The 18,607-nt window shown below is 70.3% G+C and carries 16 protein-coding genes, 1 tRNA gene and 1 pseudogene; 11 read left to right on the top strand and 7 right to left on the bottom strand.

Annotated features, from left to right (window positions below; all coding sequences use genetic code 11):
- Window positions 1–264 precede the first annotated feature (264 nt).
- Both ACIGA3_RS17110 and ACIGA3_RS17115 read left to right on the top strand, forming a co-directional pair.
- Entirely contained in the window at window positions 265–2,547 is a 2,283-nt protein-coding gene (locus ACIGA3_RS17110) for a (Fe-S)-binding protein (protein WP_399715943.1), read from the top strand.
- A 258-nt stretch (window positions 2,548–2,805) separates the two neighbouring features.
- A complete protein-coding gene (locus ACIGA3_RS17115) occupies window positions 2,806–3,561 on the top strand; it encodes a hypothetical protein (protein WP_399715946.1) in 756 nt (251 codons plus the stop codon).
- A gap of 82 nt (window positions 3,562–3,643) precedes the next feature.
- Here the strand turns inward: ACIGA3_RS17115 and ACIGA3_RS17120 are convergent, their stop codons facing one another.
- Entirely contained in the window at window positions 3,644–3,970 is a 327-nt protein-coding gene (locus ACIGA3_RS17120) for an antibiotic biosynthesis monooxygenase family protein (protein ID WP_399715949.1), read from the bottom strand.
- Window positions 3,971–4,170: 200 nt separating this feature from the next.
- Between ACIGA3_RS17120 and ACIGA3_RS17125 the strand changes: the two genes are divergently transcribed.
- Window positions 4,171–5,106 (top strand): YIP1 family protein, encoded by a 936-nt coding sequence (locus tag ACIGA3_RS17125; protein WP_399715952.1) that lies wholly within the window; start codon window positions 4,171–4,173, stop codon window positions 5,104–5,106.
- Window positions 5,107–5,176: 70 nt separating this feature from the next.
- Here the strand turns inward: ACIGA3_RS17125 and ACIGA3_RS17130 are convergent, their stop codons facing one another.
- The 3 genes from ACIGA3_RS17130 to ACIGA3_RS17140 form a co-directional block, all read right to left on the bottom strand.
- Window positions 5,177–5,674, bottom strand: a complete 498-nt coding sequence (locus ACIGA3_RS17130; RefSeq protein ID WP_393594093.1) for a phosphoribosyltransferase — start codon at window positions 5,672–5,674, stop codon at window positions 5,177–5,179.
- A gap of 13 nt (window positions 5,675–5,687) precedes the next feature.
- A complete protein-coding gene (dcd, locus tag ACIGA3_RS17135; protein ID WP_399715955.1) occupies window positions 5,688–6,263 on the bottom strand; it encodes a dCTP deaminase in 576 nt (191 codons plus the stop codon).
- Between the two features lie 85 nt (window positions 6,264–6,348).
- Complete coding sequence (locus ACIGA3_RS17140) at window positions 6,349–6,507, bottom strand: hypothetical protein (protein WP_399715958.1); 159 nt, start codon at window positions 6,505–6,507, stop codon at window positions 6,349–6,351.
- Window positions 6,508–6,725: 218 nt separating this feature from the next.
- On the opposite strand from ACIGA3_RS17140, the gene ACIGA3_RS17145 reads away from it, so the two are divergent.
- Both ACIGA3_RS17145 and ACIGA3_RS17150 read left to right on the top strand, forming a co-directional pair.
- Window positions 6,726–6,799, top strand: a tRNA-Gly gene (locus ACIGA3_RS17145).
- 148 nt (window positions 6,800–6,947) lie between these two features.
- Window positions 6,948–7,565: an SUKH-4 family immunity protein gene (locus ACIGA3_RS17150; protein ID WP_399715961.1), complete on the top strand. Its 618-nt coding sequence runs from the start codon at window positions 6,948–6,950 to the stop codon at window positions 7,563–7,565.
- Between the two features lie 39 nt (window positions 7,566–7,604).
- Here the strand turns inward: ACIGA3_RS17150 and ACIGA3_RS17155 are convergent, their stop codons facing one another.
- On the bottom strand, window positions 7,605–8,048 hold the full coding sequence (locus ACIGA3_RS17155; RefSeq protein WP_399715964.1) for a PIN domain-containing protein: 444 nt from the start codon (window positions 8,046–8,048) through the stop codon (window positions 7,605–7,607).
- Complete coding sequence (locus tag ACIGA3_RS17160; RefSeq protein ID WP_399715967.1) at window positions 8,045–8,311, bottom strand: CopG family transcriptional regulator; 267 nt, start codon at window positions 8,309–8,311, stop codon at window positions 8,045–8,047. Before ACIGA3_RS17160 ends, ACIGA3_RS17155 begins: the two co-directional genes overlap by 4 nt.
- Window positions 8,312–8,682: 371 nt before the next feature.
- Between ACIGA3_RS17160 and ACIGA3_RS17165 the strand changes: the two genes are divergently transcribed.
- From ACIGA3_RS17165 to ACIGA3_RS17175, 3 genes and pseudogenes are all read left to right on the top strand, one after another.
- Window positions 8,683–8,748, top strand: coding sequence for a hypothetical protein (locus tag ACIGA3_RS17165; protein WP_399716664.1), 66 nt, complete (start codon window positions 8,683–8,685; stop codon window positions 8,746–8,748).
- Window positions 8,733–9,167 (top strand): annotated as a pseudogene (locus tag ACIGA3_RS17170) (LuxR C-terminal-related transcriptional regulator); the annotation flags it as partial. The gene ACIGA3_RS17165 and the pseudogene ACIGA3_RS17170, both read left to right, overlap by 16 nt.
- Before the next feature lie 164 nt (window positions 9,168–9,331).
- Entirely contained in the window at window positions 9,332–12,562 is a 3,231-nt protein-coding gene (locus ACIGA3_RS17175; protein WP_399715969.1) for an FG-GAP-like repeat-containing protein, read from the top strand.
- Window positions 12,563–12,631: 69 nt separating this feature from the next.
- On the opposite strand, the gene ACIGA3_RS17180 is transcribed toward ACIGA3_RS17175, so the two are convergent.
- Window positions 12,632–13,786 carry a helix-turn-helix domain-containing protein gene (locus tag ACIGA3_RS17180; RefSeq protein ID WP_399715972.1) on the bottom strand — a complete coding sequence of 385 codons (1,155 nt, stop codon included), beginning with the start codon at window positions 13,784–13,786 and terminating at the stop codon, window positions 12,632–12,634.
- Window positions 13,787–14,012: 226 nt separating this feature from the next.
- Here ACIGA3_RS17180 and ACIGA3_RS17185 point away from each other — a divergent pair, with 226 nt between their 5' ends.
- From ACIGA3_RS17185 to ACIGA3_RS17195, 3 genes are all read left to right on the top strand, one after another.
- Entirely contained in the window at window positions 14,013–14,555 is a 543-nt protein-coding gene (locus ACIGA3_RS17185; RefSeq protein WP_399715975.1) for a DUF4232 domain-containing protein, read from the top strand.
- A gap of 138 nt (window positions 14,556–14,693) precedes the next feature.
- Window positions 14,694–15,452, top strand: coding sequence for a polysaccharide deacetylase family protein (locus tag ACIGA3_RS17190; protein ID WP_399715978.1), 759 nt, complete (start codon window positions 14,694–14,696; stop codon window positions 15,450–15,452).
- Window positions 15,453–15,545: 93 nt separating this feature from the next.
- The gene (locus ACIGA3_RS17195; RefSeq protein WP_399715980.1) at window positions 15,546–18,605 is read left to right on the top strand and encodes an FG-GAP-like repeat-containing protein; all 3,060 of its coding nucleotides are present in this window, start codon (window positions 15,546–15,548) and stop codon (window positions 18,603–18,605) included.
- Window positions 18,606–18,607: the final 2 nt, after the last annotated feature.

The raw sequence follows: 18,607 nt of genomic DNA on the forward strand, positions 1-18,607 counted from the left end.
ACTGGCTCAAGTGTGCCACTCCGGCTGCGGTGAGTCAACAGACATGAGTCAACCGGGCTCAACTCTTATATGGCTCTTATATGCAAGGAGCGCGAGGAGCCGGGTGAACGAGGCTGAGCCAGACTCCGCCGTCCCGGCGAAGGTAACCCTCAGCGACTCACGTCACCCCGCACCCGCCTGCATCCCGCAGGAAGATGGGGGTAGTCTCAGACGGACTGCATAAGTTACCGCTTAGTAATTTCGAGGCCGCCTCAGGAGCCCCTCATGCAACTCGCCGCGATCATCGTGTCGCTGGTCCTGACCGTGGTCGGTGTCGCGCTGCTCGCCCGGGCCATCGGACAGTTCGTCCGGTACTTCAAGCTGGGCCAGCCCGTCCCCGCCGGTACCCGGACCGACAACCCGTACCAGCGCAGCGTGACCCTGGTGCGGGAGTTCCTCGGCCACACCCGGATGAACCGGTGGGGCATCGTCGGAGTGGCCCACTGGTTCGTGGCCGTCGGCTTCCTGACGCTGCCGCCGACCCTGGCCCAGGCGTTCGGCCAGCTCTTCAAGGCCGACTGGACGCTGCCCTTCATCGGCGACTTCCTGCCCTTCGAGCTGTACATCGAGTTCATCGGCGTCATGACCGTCCTCGGCATCGCCGTGCTCATGGTCATCCGGCTGCTCAGCCTGCCCTCCCGGCCGGGCCGCAAGTCCCGCTTCGCCGGCTCCAAGGCCGGCCAGGCGTACTTCGTCGAGTACGTCATCCTCACCATCGGCCTGGCGATCTACACCCTGCGCGGCCTCGAGGGCGCCCTGCACGGCGTCGATCACTACGAGGCGGCCTACTTCGCCTCCTACCCGCTGGTCCTCGCCTTCAAGACGCTGAGCGTCACCACCCTGCAGAACCTGGTCTACCTGGTCGCCATGATCAAGATCGGGACCTCGTTCATCTGGATGATCGTGGTCTCGCTCAACACCAACATGGGTGTGGCCTGGCACCGCTTCCTGGCGTTCCCGAACATCTGGTTCAAGCGGGACGCGGACGGCGGTGTCGCCCTGGGCGCGCTCCAGCCGATGACCTCCGGCGGCAAGCCGATCGACTTCACCGACCCCGGTGACGACGACGTCTTCGGCGTCTCCCAGGTGGAGCAGTTCTCCTGGAAGGGCCTGCTGGACTTCTCCACCTGCACCGAGTGCGGCCGCTGCCAGTCGCAGTGCCCCGCGTGGAACACCGGCAAGCCGCTCTCCCCGAAGCTGATGATCATGTCGCTGCGGGACCACGCCCACGCCAAGGCGCCGTACCTGCTCGCAGGTGGCGGCAAGACCATGGAGGGCGAGGAGAAGGCGTCCGAGGAGCAGCTGGCCGGCGTGCCCGCCGCGGCTCTCGCGGAGGCCGAGCGCCCGCTGATCGGCACCGCCGAGGAGAACGGCGTCATCGACCCGGACGTCCTGTGGTCCTGCACCACCTGCGGCGCCTGCGTCGAGCAGTGCCCGGTCGACATCGAGCACGTCGACCACATCGTCGACATGCGCCGCTACCAGGTGATGATCGAGTCCGCGTTCCCGTCCGAGGCGGGCACGATGCTCAAGAACCTGGAGAAGAAGGGCAACCCCTGGGGCCTGGCGAAGAAGCAGCGCCTGGAGTGGACCAAGGAGGTCGACTTCGAGATCCCGGTCGTCGGCAGGGACATCGAGGACCTCTCCGAGGTCGAGTACCTCTACTGGGTCGGCTGCGCCGGTGCCCTGGAGGACCGCGCCAAGAAGACGACCAAGGCGTTCGCCGAGCTGCTGCACATCGCGGGCGTCAAGTTCGCCATCATGGGCGGCGACGAGAAGTGCACCGGTGACTCCGCCCGCCGCCTCGGCAACGAGCCCCTGTTCCAGGAGCTCGGCATGGAGAACGTCATGTCCCTCAACGCCGCCTTCGGCGAGGAGATGGACGAGGACGGCAAGGTCGTGCCCGAGTCGGCGAAGCCCAGGTCGGCCAAGAAGATCGTCGCCACCTGCCCGCACTGCCTCAACACGCTCGGCAACGAGTACCCGCAGCTCGGCGGCGACTACGAGGTCGTCCACCACACCCAGCTGCTCCAGCACCTGGTGGACGAGGGCAAGCTGATCCCCGTCACCCCGGTCGAGGGCATCATCACGTACCACGACCCCTGCTACCTGGGCCGGCACAACAAGATCTACACGCCTCCGCGCGAGATCATCGGCAAGGTCCCGGGCCTCAGGAACGAGGAGATGCACCGCCACAAGGAGCGCGGCTTCTGCTGTGGCGCCGGTGGCGCGCGGATGTGGATGGAGGAGCGGATCGGCAAGCGCATCAACAACGAGCGCGTCGACGAGGCCCTCTCCCTCAACCCCGACATCGTCTCCACCGCCTGCCCGTTCTGCCTGGTCATGCTGACCGACTCGGTCAACGGCAAGAAGAACGACGGCAAGGCCAAGGAGTCCATCCAGGTCGTGGACGTCGCCCAGCTCCTGCTGGACTCCGTCCGGACCCCGGTGGACCCGGCGGACGACGACGAGCCCGCGACCGAGCCGGAGCCCGAGCCGGTGAAGTAGCCGGCCGCACGACGAGACGGTGCCCCCTGACCACTGGTCAGGGGGCACCGCCGTTTCTCCGTGGCTTACACCGGCAGCGCGCCGGGGCGGCGGACGCCCGCCGGGAAAACACCCGTACAGCACACACCCGGACGGCATATGCAGATCCTATATGCCCCTTTATCTCCCTATACGTTGAGAGTGCCGCGCCGGCCGAGGAGCCGGCGCGCGCCTCGTCTCGACACGAATCAGGGAGTGAGTGTGAAAGCTCGCTTTGGCGTGAGCCGCGCAAAGGCGCTCACGATCGCCGCACTGTCCGCCCTCGCCGCCACGGCCCTCCAGGTACCGGCCTCGGCCGCCGGCGGTGGAACCGGCAGCGCGGACCACTGGGGCGTCATCACCCGCAACACCATCGGCTCACCGGTGGCCGCGCTGCGCGAGGGCCCCTACGGCTCGTTCGGCGTCACCGGCGCCGCCGCCCGGCCGCCCTTCGGCACCGGAAGCCTCGGCATCGAGGTGGCGGACAACTCCACCTCGCTGACCCCGCCCAGCGAGAAGGTGGACTTCGGCAACGAGGTCGACTTCTACGGCAACCCGGTGCTCGGCCTCACCCAGGTCGGCTTCCGCGTCTTCCAGACCGGCGAGAACGTCACGTACGGCGGCAACCGGAACCTGCCCAACATCAAGTTCGAGATCAACCCGAACGTCGCCGCCCACCCCGGTGACACCTACTCCACGCTGGTGTGGGTCCCCGGCCCGGTCACCACGACCAACCGCTGGAGCGGCTACCTGGACGCGACCACGACCGGCACCTGGTTCCTGACGGGCGGCGAGACCGCCTGCACACAGGCCGCTCCCTGCACGTTCGCCCAGGTCAAGGCATCGCTGAACGACGGCGGCGCGGCACCGGTCATCTACACGGCCGCGGTCGGCAAGGGCCGCGACCACCTGTGGACCGGCGCGGTGGACGGCCTGCGTATCAACAGGAACATCTACGACTTCGAGGCCGGCGGGGTGAGGGTCCGCCGCGCCTGACCGGGCGCGCCCGGACCACGCGACGGCGCCCCCCGCTCCCGTACTCGGGGCAGGGGGCGCCGTCGCGTGCGCGGGGCGGGTGTCAGGCGTGCTTCGGGGCGGCCTGCTGGACCACGTCGAAGGACCACAGGGTGGAGCCGCTGGCCGCGGGCTTCGGCCGCTCGCCGCCCTCGCCGCCGCCCTGGTGGGCGGCCTTCATCGGACCCTCCATCCATGCCTGGAACGACTCCTCGTCGCGCCAGCGGGTGTAGACGAGGTACTGCTCGGTGCCCTCGACCGGCCGCAGCAGCTCGAACCACTCGAAACCGTCGGAGTTCTCCACGGCGTGCGCCCGCGAGGCGAAGCGCTTCTCCAGCATCTCCCGCTGCTCGTCGGGAACGGTCAGCACATTGATCTTCACTACGCTCATGCCCCCATCCTGCCCCCCACGGCCCGGCGATGCCCCATGGGCACGAACGCCCCCTCTGCTCCGCGTCCTCACCGAAACCCCTGCCCGCCCCCTGTCTTCCCCCTGACGGTCCCTTAGGGGATGTCACAGGATGGCCGCAATGCCGGGCCCGAACCCCTGGGCCCGGCACGCGGACGGCCGGGAGCAGGTACGTTCGACGGGTGGCTGGATTCAGGATGGGACGCGGGGACCGGGACAACCGCACCGCGCAAGGACAGCAGGCGCACGCGCCCCAGGGACCGTCGTACGGCGGCCAGGCCCCGCACCCCGGGCAGCGGGGGCCCGGCTACGGCTACCCGCAGGGCCAGCAGGGCTACCCCCGTCCGGGGCACCCGCAAGGGAACCCGCAGGGGCACGGTTACGGGTACCCGGGGCCGGTGAACGACGGGCCGGAGTACTTCGGCGACCACGGGCACGCGCCTCAGGGCGGTGGGCACGACCCGTACGCGGCGAACCAGCCGGGCCACACCCAGGCGTTCTCCATCGACGAAGCGTCCGCCTACAACCAGGGCGAGACCTACCACGCGGGCTCGGCCGCCCCGGCGGGCCCGTCCGGCCCGCCGCTGCACTGGAAGAAACTGCTGAAGGGGATCATCCTCTCCCCCGACCCGACCTTCCTGCGCATGCGGGACTACACGATGTGGGGCCCCGCCCTGATCGTGACGTTCCTCTACGGCATGCTCGCCGTCTTCGGCTTCGACGGCGCCCGCGCGGACGTGATCGGCGCGACGCTCACCAACGCGATCCCGATCGTGCTGGTCACGTCGGTGGCGATGGTGCTGAGCGCGTTCGTCCTGGGCGTGGTCACCCACACCCTGGCCCGCCAGCTCGGCGGCGACGGCGCCTGGCAGCCCACGGTCGCCCTGTCCATGCTGATCATGTCGCTGACGGATGCCCCGCGCCTGGTCGTCGCCATGTTCGCCGGCGGCGACGCGAGCTTCGTCCAGGTCATCGGCTGGATCACCTGGCTCGCCGCGGGCGCCCTGCTCACCCTGATGGTCTCCCGCTCCCACGACCTGCCCTGGCCGAAGGCGCTGGGCGCGTCCGCGATCCAGCTGATCGCGCTGCTGTCGATCGTGAAGCTGGGGACGTTCTGACCAGCTCCTGACGTGAGAAAGGGCCCCCGGAGCTCGATGCTCCGGGGGCCCTTTCCTGTGCGGGGTGCTCTCAGGCGTCCAGGACCTGCCCGGTCCGGCGCACGACGGGCGGCTCGACACTCCACGGGAAGTTGATCCAGTCCTCGGTGCGCTTCCAGACGTACTCGCACTTCACCAGGGAGTGGGACTTCTCGTAGATGACGGCGGAGCGGACCTCGGCGACGGTGTCGAGGCAGAAGTCGCGCACCAGCTTGAGCGTCTTGCCGGTGTCGGCGACGTCGTCGGTGATGAGCACCTTCTTGTCGGAGAAGTCGATCGCGGCCGGGACGGGCGCCAGCATCACCGGCATGTCGAGCGTGGTGCCGACGCCGGTGTAGAACTCCACGTTCACCAGGTGGATGTTCTTGCAGTCCAGGGCGTAGGCCAGGCCGCCGGCCACGAAGACGCCGCCGCGCGCGATGCTGAGCACGATGTCGGGCTCGTAGCCGTCGTCCGCGATGGTCTGCGCCAGCTCGCGGACGGCTGTGCCGAAGCGCTCGTAGGTGAGGTTCTCCCGCACGTCACTCATATCTTCGTCGTCCTCATACCTGGGTCCGGTGGAAGTTCAGGAAGGACCGCGAGGCGGTCGGGCCGCGCTGGCCCTGGTAGCGGGAGCCGTAGCGCTCGCTGCCGTAGGGGTGCTCGGCGGGCGAGGACAGCCGGAACATGCACAGCTGGCCGATCTTCATACCGGGCCAGAGCTTGATCGGCAGGGTGGCGAGGTTGGACAGCTCCAGGGTCACATGACCGCTGAAGCCGGGGTCGATGAACCCGGCGGTGGAGTGGGTGACCAGGCCGAGCCGGCCGAGGGAGCTCTTGCCCTCCAGGCGGGAGGCGAGGTCGTCGGGCAGCGAGATGACCTCGTACGTGCTCGCCAGCACGAACTCACCGGGGTGCAGGATGAACGGCTCGTCGCCCTCGGGCTCCACGAGCCGGGTGAGGTCCGCCTGCTCGACCGAGGGGTCGATGTGCGGGTACCGGTGGTTCTCGAACACCCGGAAGTAACGGTCCAGCCGTACGTCGATGCTCGAGGGCTGAACCATGGATTCGTCGAAGGGATCGATCCGGACCCGCCCGGCGTCGATCTCGGCCCGGATGTCCTTGTCTGAGAGAAGCACGTCCCGAGGATACGCAAGGGGCGCGGACCGCCGACAATCGTGACGAGTCCGCGCCCCTTGTACTGCTGTGCCTACCGCTTCCGCGTCACCGCTTTTGCAGGGCGACCGGCACCACGCTGCGCAGCCGGGCGCAGCGCGGACACCGGACGAGCCGGCCGGGGCCGAGCCGCTCGGCCTGCTGCATCGGGAACGAAGCGGCGCTGAAGACGTGTCCGTCCGCGCAGCGGACGACGGTGCGTTCCATCAAGTCCCTCAAGTCCCTTCCCCAGGAGCCGCGTCGGGCTCGCTCCCCCGACGCCGAAAGGCACATTACGGGATCAAAGAGACGACCTTCCAGGCGGCACTCCGGGGCGCCCGACGCCCCCACCGTACCCCCGGCCCACCCCTCCCCGACTCGACCATGGGGTACAGTGAGCGGGCGTTCAGACACCGACTGCACCCTGGTCGATATGTCCGTATTGCGCGGGTGTAGTTTAATGGTAGAACATCAGCTTCCCAAGCTGAGAGCGCGAGTTCGATTCTCGTCACCCGCTCCACGAAACCCCCAGGTCAGTGACCCGGGGGTTCTTTGTTGTCCGGACCAGTGGACGGGCAGCCATGGACCATCGTGCACTTGTTGTCACCGATTCCGTCCGCTGAAAGTCCCACGGCGCCCGTCCCGCCGCCGAGTTCGGAGTTCCGAGAGTGCTTTTCGACGTCACCCGCAGCGAACTCGTCGACGTCTTCGGCGACGACCGCATCACCTCCCTGCCCGCCACCGCCTTCCCGCCCGCCGTCGCGGACACCGAGGGTCCCCGCCTCCTGTGGACCGTCGGCGTCCCCACCGGGACGCTCCGGCTGCGTGAGCCCGACGCGGACTCCGGCCGGCTGCCCCTCGTACGGGACGTCGTCGACGTCGAGGACTTCGAGGACGCCTCGGAGGACGCGGGCGAGTGGCCCGTCATCGGCTGGCTGCTCAACGCCCACCTCGCCCTCGACCCCGGTTCCGGCAAGGTGCACGCCTTCGACGCCGACGAGGAGACCGCGCAGGAGCTCCACACGGACGTCTCCTCCCTCATCCAGGTCACCCTCCGGTTCCAGCGCCTGCTGGACGAGTTCACCTTCAGCGGTGGCGACGATGACGAGGAAGCCGGCTTCGAGCGCTTGGAGCGCGAGGTGGAGCAAGTCCGTCAGCAGACGAGCAGCATCGATCCGCTCCCCTTCCAGGACGACGAGACCGTCTGGTCGGTGGTCGGTGAGGAGATCGCCGCGGGCCAGCGCTTCAAGGGCGACAGCTCGGGAGCCCGCTCGCTCTACGGGTGACCGGCGACCGATGGCGTCCAGGCACCGGTGAGCAGGCCGTCAGAGCGGGAGGTCGTCGGGGAGTACCCGGAACGCCTTGTGGCGGCCCAACGGACGTACGGCCCGGAAGTCTCGTCGGTCCAGGGTGAGAATCGCGTCCGTGTCGTAGTCGGCGGCAAGCGCCACGTTCACCGCGTCGGCGAGGTCGAGGTTCAGCGCCCGGTAGCGGACACGGACAGACTGGGCGGCGGCCAGGTGGTCCTCCGTGATCTCCGGCAGGATCACACGACCCCGGCTCATCCAGCGCCGCAGGTCGTCGACCGCGCTGAGGGCAGCCTCCCTGCCGAGCTCACGCGTCGCCACGTGATCCAGTTCGGCCAGCAGGAGCGGGGACATGACCAGCAGACCCGCCGCCATGATCGCCTCGTTCGCCGCCCGGTGTTCCGGATGAACCGAGTCCAGGGCCGCCAGGAGGCCGGACGTGTCGGCGATGACAATGATCACGCGGCGGATCCGGAACTCGAGCCGGTCTCACTCCGGACGGCCTCGGCGACCGTGTCGCGGACCTCCGACCTGGGCAGCGTCCGCCCCGGCCCCTCGAAGGTGCGCGAGAACAACGGCTCGTCCCAGACGCGATTGGCCATGGCTGCGAGGTGGATGCCCTGACGAATGATCTCGGCCTCGCTTATACCCCGGCGCTTGGCGGCCTCCTTGATGATGGCCAGGTCCTCGGGGTCGGCGTAGACGTTGGTGCGCTTCATGGACATGTACCAAGGGTAGTCCATGTACCGGATTGATGTATCCCGGCGCGTTCGTCTTGGTGTTCATGGTCACGCTGCCGCACTACTGGATGTTCGGCAGGACCCCGAGGGCCTCGATGGGGTTTCTGGGGCTCGCCACGGCCGGCACCCTGGCCGGGAGCGTCCTGCGGCAGGACGGCTGGTCGGTCGAGTTCTTCACCGAGACGCTCGTGTCCACGCTGATCGTCGTCGCCGTGGGTGTGCTGATCGGGCTGTGGGCGCACTCGGTGGTGGCGCAGAGCACGGAACGGGCGCGGCTCATCGTCGAGTTGGAACGGACCCAGGCACAGCTGTCCGAGGCACACCAGCGCCAGGGGGCGGCGGACGAGCGGGAGCGGATGGCGCGGGACATCCACGACACACTCGCGCAGGGCTTCGCCTCCATCATCGTGCTCGCGTGCTGATCCTGACGACGTACGACACCGACGCGGAGACCGAGCGCGGGGTGGAGGCCGGAGCCATCGGCTACCTCCTCAAGGACACCAGCCGTGAGCAGCTGGCCGACGCGATCCACGCGGCGGCCCGCGGTGAGACGGTGCTGGCACCCCGGGTGGCCGAGCGGCTCGTCGCCCGGATGCGGCAGCCCGCCCAGGCCCCGCTGACGGCCCGCGAGGCGGACGTGCTGAACGCGGTGGCGGATGGTCTGACCAACGCGGAGATCGGGCGGCGGCTCGTCATCGCCGAGGCCACGGTGAAGACCCACCTGCTCCGTCTGTTCGCCAAGCTCGACGTGAACGACCGGACGAGGGCGGTGGTGGTGGCGATGGAAAGGGGGGCGCTACAGAGGGCGCCCGGCGGGCAGGACCCCCGCTCCGATTGGTGACCCACGCGATATATCCGCCCAGGTCAACCGCCTTCTTGAACGGGTTCGAAACCCGGATGTCGGTCTACGATCCCTCCTGCTACTGTCACCCTGCTCACGCAGGGACGAGCGGCGGTTCATTGAGCGCCCCCCTTGCGTCGATCGCCCTGGGGAGGGACTGTTTCGTGTTTCGTCCGCTGAACAAGCGGGTCGGGCGCCGCCAACGCGCGCTCGGCCGTATCGCTCTCACCGTCACGCTCTCCGTGACCGCCGGAATCGGCGCCGCCGCGGGGACGGCCGTCGCCGACGGTCCCGGCACGTCCACCGACCCTGTCGTCGTCACGCCGGGCGCGCGCTTCGTGCCCCGCGCCACCATCGTGCTGAACGCCGGTGAGACCGGCTTCCTCGCCGCCCAGGAGGGTGACGACCGCCTCCGCTGGACCGACTACGCCACCGGGGCGACGACCGTCCTCGACCAGCGGCTGCCCAAGCCGCTCGAGTACGACGTGGACGACTACCGCTTCGCCCAGTACCCGGCGGACTTCGGCCACGGCTCGGACACCGTCGCCCTCTACTCCACGTCCCCCGCACCGCACGTGACCCTCCAGCAGCGGGCCGGTGGCGGCGCGTCGGTCACGGTGCCGGTCCCGGCGGGCCAGACGTACGTGGCGACGTACGGGGACACCGTCATCACCCGGACCGGCGCCGAGAACTCCGTCACCGACCTGCACCTCCTGCGTCTGGTGGACGGCGAGGTGCGGGACCAGCGGCTGGAGGGCCTGCCGGAGGGGTGGCACCTCAGCATCAGCGAGGGCGACGCCCGGTCCGTCGCCGTGCGCGGCATCAAGTGGGAGGACACCACGATGTCCCAGGGGTGGTGGGTCGTCGACCTCGCCACCGGGAGCGTGAAGGCGCTCTCCACGCACGGCGAGAGCGTCTCCTTCGACCGGGACACCGTCTTCCAGCTCGGCGCCCCCTCCAACGACGCCGCCCTGGTGTACCGCCGTGACGACCTGGACGCCGAACCCACCACCGTCGACCTGAGAGACGTGGCCGGATACCAGGACGTCGTCCGCCGTCTCGGCGACCGCTTCGTCACCGTGACACCGCCCAACCCCGGCGACAACGAGTACCGGGGCAACCAGCTCGTCCTCCGCGACACCACGGGGAAACCGCGGCAGTTCCTGCTGGATGTCGCCTCACCCACCATCAGCCGCACGCCCGACGGCTCGCTCCTGGTGGCCGGAGCGGAGAAGAGGACCGACTTCGGCGCCCTCGACTGGGGGTACTACCTCTTCACCCCCGCCGCCGACGGCACCGTCACCCGCAAGCGCCTGGCCGACATCGAGGACCGGGAGGCCAAGCCGGTCGGCATCTCGCTGGGCAGCGGCATCCTCACCACGGCCGACGACTCGCAGTACTACAGCCCCTACACCTACATCGGCGGCTACCGGAGCACCTGGCTGAAGACCTCGGGCCGTCCCGAGGAGCTGAAGTCGACCACCGACGGCCTCGTGTCCGGCCGGGACGACGACGGCTGCAACCCCAACGACGGCAGCTACTGCGTGACCATGTTCGCCGGCGGCGACGGCCACCACGGCCGCAAGGCGGCGACCGAGCAGAACGTCACCATGCTCTACCGCAACGGAGCAGCCGCATGGGGCCCGCAGGTGACCTCCGGGCTCTACAACCCCGAACTCGTGGATCTCTCCGGCCGTTTCGGCGTCGTGAACCAGGCGGCCGGGGGCACACAGGCGATCCTGGACCTCGAGGACCCCGACACCGGCAGCGTGCTCACGAAGCGTGAGCCGGTCGCCGCCGCCGTCTGGGGCAACACCCTGTGGAGCGCCCTCGGCCGGTGGGACGACACCACTTCGGGCGTGCCGACCGGGGTGACGTCGAAGAACCTGTCGACGGGTGCCGCGGCCGAGTCCTTCGACGCCGGCTGCGTTCCCAGCGATCTCCAGGCCGTGGGGCGTTGGGTGTACTGGCGGTGCAGCAACTACTGGAACGACTTCAAGGGAGCCGGCGTCTACGACCGGCAGACCAAGCGCTCCCTGAAGCTGGGCGGCGACGAGACGCTGCTCGGGGACGGCTACCTGGTCCACCGCTCGGACGCGGCCGGCCTCACCCTCGTCGACCTGCACAACGGGCTCCCGGCCAGTGCCAAGGAAGCGGACCTGCCGCAGCGGGTGATCGTCACCGCCGCCCAGCTCGGCGACCGGACCGGGCGCCGGTCCGGGTGGACCGTCGACCGCTTCGGCGGCCATGTCGCCTACACGGGCGAGGACCGCCGGGTGCGGATCGTCCCGTCGGGCGTTCCGGCCTCCCAGATCGCCGTCATCGACTCCGACACACCCGCCCTGGACATCAAGGACGGTGTGTGGAAGCCGCGTTGGTGGCTGTCGAAGCCGGCGGCGTCGTGGTCGCTGACGCTGAAGAACAAGGCGACCGGGAAGACGGTGCGCACGCTCACCGGCGGGGAGGCCCGCGGCCTGATCTCGACGACGTGGGACGGCAAGGACGCGGCCGGGGCGTACGTGCCGAACGGGGCGTACACCTGGACCCTGGCCGCGAAGCCCGCCGACGGCGTTCAGGCGGATCTCTCCGTCTCCGGGACGGTGCCGGTGACCGGCGGCGCCGCCGTGTGGCGGGACATGGCCGGTGACGACGGGTTCGGCGACCTGCTGGCGACGGACGCGGCCGGAGCCGTGTCGCTGTACCGGGGCACCGGCTCCGGGGGGCTGTCGTCCCGGATCGCCGGGTCCGGCGACAACTTCGCCGCCGGCTCCGTGCTCGTGCCCGTCGGGGACGTGGACGGGGACCGGTGCGCCGATGTGCTCGTGCGGGTGGGCGACCAGCTGCGGGCCTACCGGCCGGGCTGCGGGAAGGTCGTCACCGCCTCGTCGCCGTACACGGCGATCGGCTCCGGCTGGGCCCAGTACGACCAGCTGACGTCGCCGGGCGATGTCAACGGAGACGGCTTCGCCGACCTGATCGCGCGCCAGACGTCCACCGGTGACATCTACTTCTACGCGGGCACGGGCGACCACCGGCTGAAGTCCCGGCTGCGCATCCAGACGAACTGGAAGCTGTACAAGCAGATCGTCGGCGCCGGGGACCTGAACGGGGACGGGCGCGGCGACCTGCTCGGGGTCGACTCCGCCGGTGTGCTGTGGGAGTACTACGGGACCTCCACCGGCGGCGTGACCACGCGGGTGCGGGTCGGCGGCGGTTGGGACGTCTACTCCGCTCTCGTCGGCACCGGTGACGTGTCCGGGGACGGTCGCGCCGATCTGCTGGCGCGGGACACCGCCGGGAAGCTGTGGCGGTACGCCTCCACGGGGGCCGGCACCTACGGCGGGCGGGTGCTGGTAGGCACGGGCGGCTGGAACGGGTTCAAGGGCCTCTTCTGAGCCGAAAGAATGAAGGCCCAGGTCGCTGACCTGGGCCTTCTTCGCTTTTCCGGGGGCTGCCGGCCGGTCTCAGGCGTCCTTGTACCAGTGGGTGCCGCCGAGGAGGTACTCGTAGACAGGGCGCCCCCGGCTCCCGCTCGTGCGGAACGGGGTTCCGCGGTCGCTGATCCGGATGGTTCCCTGACGGCCACCGCTGTTCCACTGCAGATCCACGTACCACTTCACGTCGTGGGTGTCGGCATGGGCGGTGATGTACAGCACCTCGGGGTCGGACCGGCTGACCTTGTAGGGGAAGCCGCGCTGGCCCGCCTTCGGCACGAGGACGGGGTGGACGGCGTCGAGATCCGTGTCGAACGACCTCGTCTCCACCCCTCCGCCGCAGCCCGACGACCCCAGATACGCGTTCCAGGCCGGCGGCGCGCTCGAATCGACCACGCCGACGTGCATGGACTCGATGACGACGGCCTCGTCCCCGGTGCCCTGGACGGTCAGCGCCACCCGCTGCCCGTCGGCGGCGACGGCGCGGTGTGCCTTCACCCAGCCCGGCACGTACTGGCCCATCACCGGCGGCGCGACCTCGGCGGGAGGCCGGTCGATCAGGTACTTCCCCTCGCACTGCGGGTCGTCCCAGCCGTAGGTGCGGGTGCTCACCGTGAGGGGGACCCCGGCGCCGTCCCGGGCAACGCCCGTGGCGGTACCGGGCGCCGACGGGTCGGCGTCCCGGCCGTCCCGGTCGACGGTGAGCGCGGTGGCCACGGCGACGACGACGGCGACGACGGCCGCGACCAGGACCCACCGCCTGCGGGCGGTCCGGCGGCCGGGGGCGGTCTCCTCCAGCAGGACGGGAGGAGCTGGGGGAGTGCTGGGCTGCGCGGAGCGCGGCTCCGGGTCCGCGCCGGGCGCTTCCGCCGGCTCCTCCACCGGGTTCGCCGCAACCCGCCGCCCCCGCTCCCGTGCCGCGTCCGCCAGGACCCAGCGGCGGTGCAGCTCGACCAGTTCGTCCGGGGTCGCCCTGCACAGGCGGGCGAAGCGGGAGACGGCCGCGTAGTCGGCCGGTACTCCGTCCCCCCGGCAGTAGCGGTGCAGCGTCGAGGTGCTCATGTGCGCACGCTTCGCCAGACCCTCGTAACTCAGCCCGGACCGCTGCTTCAACTCGCGTAACAGCGCGGCGAAATCCGCGATCTCCTCAGCCGCCCCCACCAGGTTCCCCATTCCGTTCGGCATCCCAGGGCGGTCACGTTTCCCCAGGTCAGAGCCGGTGCGGGCATCCCAGCGTCCCGAAAATCCCGATGGAATGGCGGATGGGACGCCGCGTGGCACAGGCTCTGGTCATCCAAGCACGGCGACCCACCGGACACGGTGACGGCCCCGCTCGGCTCCGCTTCCCCCGCGCCCCGGGCGCGTTGCACTCACGGAAGCGCCACTCCCTTACAGACAAGGCAGTCCACTCATGCGTATCGCCACTCGTTCCACGTCCCGCGCCACCGCCTCCTCCATGGTGGTCATCGCCGCACTCGCACTCCTCGGCGTCCAGGCCGGCGCGGCGACCGCCTCCGCCACCACCAAGGCGTCCCCGGTCACCTGCACCACGGCGAACACCAAGCTGACCGTCACCGAGGCGACCCGCCCGATCAACCACCTGCTGCTCAAGGCCACCAACACCGGCACCAAGTCCTGCTACGCCTACAGCGCCCCCTTCCTGCGGGCCGGGGCCGACGCCCAGGCCCCGCTGGCCTGGGTCGAGGAGAGCACCCCGCAGGCCGTGGTGACGCTCGAGCCCGGCCAGTCCGCGTACGCGGGCATCGCCACGTACTCCCCCGACGGCGAGGGTGGCGGCACCGTGAAGACCCTGGGCGTGCTCTTCACCGACCGGAGCGGGAGCGGGACCGACAAGGAGAAGACCCTGACCCTGCCGAACGGCGGTGCCTTCTTCAACAGCGCCGCCGCCGTCACCTACTGGCAGGACAACGCGGCGGACGCCCTCACCTGGTAGGGACGTTGTCCGGGGAATCCCCCGGAATCGTCCGTGATCGGTAACACGCGCATCCCCCGGCCGCCGCTTCCCGTCCTGACAAGTGGTCGCGACGCGGCCGGGGTTCGGCGGGGCGGCAGCGGAAGCGGGGAAACGGGCATGGCACGGCACAACGGAACGCGGGGCTGGTACGGCAAGGTGGTCGGGGCGGCGCTCGGGGTGACGATGCTCGCCGTCGGTGCCTCCATATGGACCGCGCAGGCCGACACCGCGGGCGGACCTCCGCCGAAGGCGGCGACGAGCAGCGTCAAGACGGTCGACGTGACCATCGCGCACGCCTCCGACAAGGGCGCGCGCGGCGTCAACATCACCATCGACGACGGCCCAGACCCCAACTGGACCCCTCAAGTCCTCGACGTACTGCGGGAGTACGGGGTGAAGGCCACGTTCTGCATGGTGGGGACCCAGGCGCAGGCCCACCCCGACCTGGTGAAGCAGGTCGTCGCGGCCGGGCACCGGCTGTGCGACCACACGGTGTCGCACGACACCACCATGGACAAGAAGTCCGTGGCCTACCAGTCGCAGCAGATCCTCGACGCCGAACGCATGATCACCAAGGCGTCCGGGGGCGTACGGCCGATGTACTACCGGGCCCCCGGCGGCGCCTTCACCCCCGACAGCCGCAAGCTCGCCGCCTCCCGGGGCATGCGCCCGCTGGGCTGGAACGTGGACACCAAGGACTTCGAGCAGCCGGGCACGGACGCCATCGTCGCCACCGTCGAGCGTGAACTCCCCAATGGCCCGACGCTGTTGTTCCACGACGCGGGAGGCGACCGCTCCCAGACCGTCGAGGCCCTTCGCCGCGTCCTGCCCCGGCTGAAGGAGCAGGGCTACTCCTTCGGCTTTCCCGTGCGCTGAGCCCCGGTAAGAGCCCACCCCCACCTCGGGTAACTGCTAAGATCCGCCCGCTTGTTCGGGGGGATGGGGCCCTCCGCAGGGGAGGGGTGGCAAGTGACTCGTCGTAGGTTCGCGCGTGGCTCTCTGGCTGCCGTCATCGGCCTGGCGCTCTCCGCGTCCGCCGTGACGGTGATGGCGCCCGCGTACGCGGAGGGCGCGTCGGAGATCGTTCTGCCGGCGACGATGCGGACGACTCCGCGCACGGTGTACCTGCAGAGCGCGGGAACCTCCGGCTTTCTGGAGTATCGCTCCACCGCCGACGGCTCCGGGCTCTGGTGGACCGGGTACGACGGCAGCCGTAAGCCGGTGGATGGAGGCGAGGGGCTCGGGCCGCGCACCCTGGGCTCGTACGGCACCGGTTCGGATGTCGTCGCCCTGAGCCCGTCCCAAGCCACTGGCGGCAAGGTCGTCCTCCGCGACATGGGCACCGGTGCGACGGAGACCGTGACGGTCCCGGCGAGCCAGAGCTATATGCAGACGTACGGGCACACCGTCCTGACCAGCACGTCGAAGGACGGGGCACGGAACCGGCTGTTCCTGCTACGCGACGAGAGCGGCAGCACGGTGCAGACGCCCGTCACCGGTCTCCCGGACGGGGTGGCCTTCCTCTTCTTCACCAGGGGTTCCGCCTCCGGCATTCTCGTCAATTTCCAGGGCCCGGACGGAGTCCCGCACTACGCCTGGGTCGATCCGCGGACCGGTGCCGCCACGGTGCTGCCGCCTGGGGTGGCGAGCGTGGACTCCGTGGTGGGCGCCGGCTACCTGGCCTCCCGGTACGGCACGTCGCGGGTGCGGGTGTACGCCGACAGTTCCTACGACGCGCCCGCGCACGAGGTCGCGTTCACGTCCGACCCCTCCCACAAGATTCTCGGCGTCGTCGGTGACGCGCTCGTCGTCGCGCGGCGCGACAGCTCCTCCGTCTGGAGTGTCTCCGCGCTCCCCTTCGACGGCTCCGCGGAGCTGCCCCTGCTCAAGCGGGCCGACCCCACGACCGTCGCCACCCCGGACGGCGACCTGGTCGTCGCCGGCGGAGAGTCCTCCCAGGACTACGGCATCGCCAGGATCGAAGCGGGGCCCGACGGTCTGCCCAGGGCACGCCGGATCGTGGACGTCCCGCCCAGGCCCATGGGCGTCGAGTCGCTGGACCTGAGCGGCGGTGAGCTGCTGACCTACGAGTCGGGCGACGGCGCGACGCATCTGTACAGCCGCTCCCTGACCACGGCCGGGACCCTGGCGGCGGGCCCGCGCGCGGACCGGGGCGGAACCACGCGGTGCGGGGTGCTGAACGGGGACTACGGGAGCTGTCCGACCCTGACGGGCACGGGTGACGGCCGGGCGGTGACGCTGGACGTGCTCGGGGAGATCGCCGTCCTGGACCGGGACAAGTCCCTCCCCGGCACCGTGCTGGCCTCCGGCCTCCAGGACAACCACGAGCTCTTGGACGCGGCGGGCCGGTACGCGGCCTGGACCGGGCCCACGCCCAAGGGCGACGGCCTGAACGTGGCCGACCTGGACACGGGGAAGGTCGTGCTCACCCGTACGGGCGCGGCCCAGCCGGCCTCCGCCGCCCTGTGGGGCGAGACGCTGTGGACGGCGGCCGGCGACGGCACCGTGACGGCCACGGAGGTGCGTTCGGGCAGCGCGGTCACGTCGTTCCAGGCACCCGCCGGCTGTGCTTCGGGGGGCGTCCGGGCGGTGGGACGCTGGGTGTACTGGTCCGGTTGGTGCGACCTTCCCCAGGGCGGCACGGCGCAGAAGGCCGTCGTGTACGACACCCGTGGGAAGACGCTCGTCGCCGTACCCGCGGCGGCGGACAGTCGACTGGGTGACGGCTTCCTGGTCTCGCGCGACCCCGGTTCCGGTGCGCTGATCCTCACGGACGTCAGCCGGGGCTCCGCGGTGAGCCGGATGCTGGTGGCCAAGGCCGGGACCTGGGACGTCGATCCGTACACCGGCCTGGTCGGTTACGTGGAGTCCGCCACCCAGGACATCCACGTCGTACGCGGTGGCGTCCCCGCCACGGACCTCGCGGTCATCGGCGCGAGGACGGCCGCCTCGGTCGGCCTGGTGAGCCCGTCGTCCTCGTGGGACGGCACGTGGTGGCTGTCGCGGCCGGCCGCGTCGTGGACCCTGGTGTTCCGGAACAAGGCGACCGGCGCCACCCTGCGCACCCTGTCCGGCGGCGCGGCGACCGACGCGGTCCACGCGAGCTGGAACGGCAGGACGTCCTCGGGGGCGTACGTACCGAACGGCACGTACACCTGGACGCTGACGGTGATCCCGGCCGACCGGCACGGCGCGTCGGCGGCTTCGTCCGGCTCGCTGAAGCTGACCGGTGGCGCGGCCGTGCGGCGCGACCAGATCGGCTCCGACGGGACCGGTGACCTGCTCACGCTCAACTCCGCGGGCGGGCTGACCTTCCACCGGGGCGACGGCGCGGGGAAGTTCTCGGCGAAGACCTCGGCTTCGGGCTGGCCGGCCTCGATCAAGGCGGTGCCGTTCGGTGACCTGAGCGGTGACCGGTGCAACGACGTGCTCGTGCGGTTCAGCGGCGGCGAGTTGCGCGCCTACCGGCCCGCGTGCGGGGCGGCGGTGAAGCCTTCCACCGCGTACACCGCGCTGGGCACGGGCTGGAACCAGTACGACGTGCTGACGTCGCCCGGCGACCTCAGCGGTGACGGCCGGGCCGACCTGATCGCCCGCCAGTCCTCGACCGGCGACGTCTACCTCTACAAGACGACGAGCACGGGCAGGCTCTCCGCCAGGGTGAAGATCGCGTCCAAGTGGACGGGCTACAAGAAGATTCTCGGCGCGGGTGACCTGGACGGCGACGGTCACGGCGACCTGCTGGTGCAGGACAGGTCGAACGAGCTGTGGCGTTACGGCGGCACCGCGGCCGGCACGTTCAAGGGCCGCGTGAAGGTCTTCAGCGACTGGGGCTCGTCGTACGACGTGATCGTGGGCGTGGGCGACATCACCGGCGACGGCCGAGCCGACATCGTCTCCCGGGACACCTCCGGCGCCGTCTGGCGCAACAACGGCAACGGCAAGGGCTCCTTCGGCGGCCGCACCAAGATCGCCACCGGCTGGCAGGGGTACAAGGGCCTGTTCTGAAC

The sequence above is a fragment of the Streptomyces sp. NPDC085596 genome, from assembly GCF_044541565.1.
Lineage (GTDB): Bacteria > Actinomycetota > Actinomycetes > Streptomycetales > Streptomycetaceae > Streptomyces.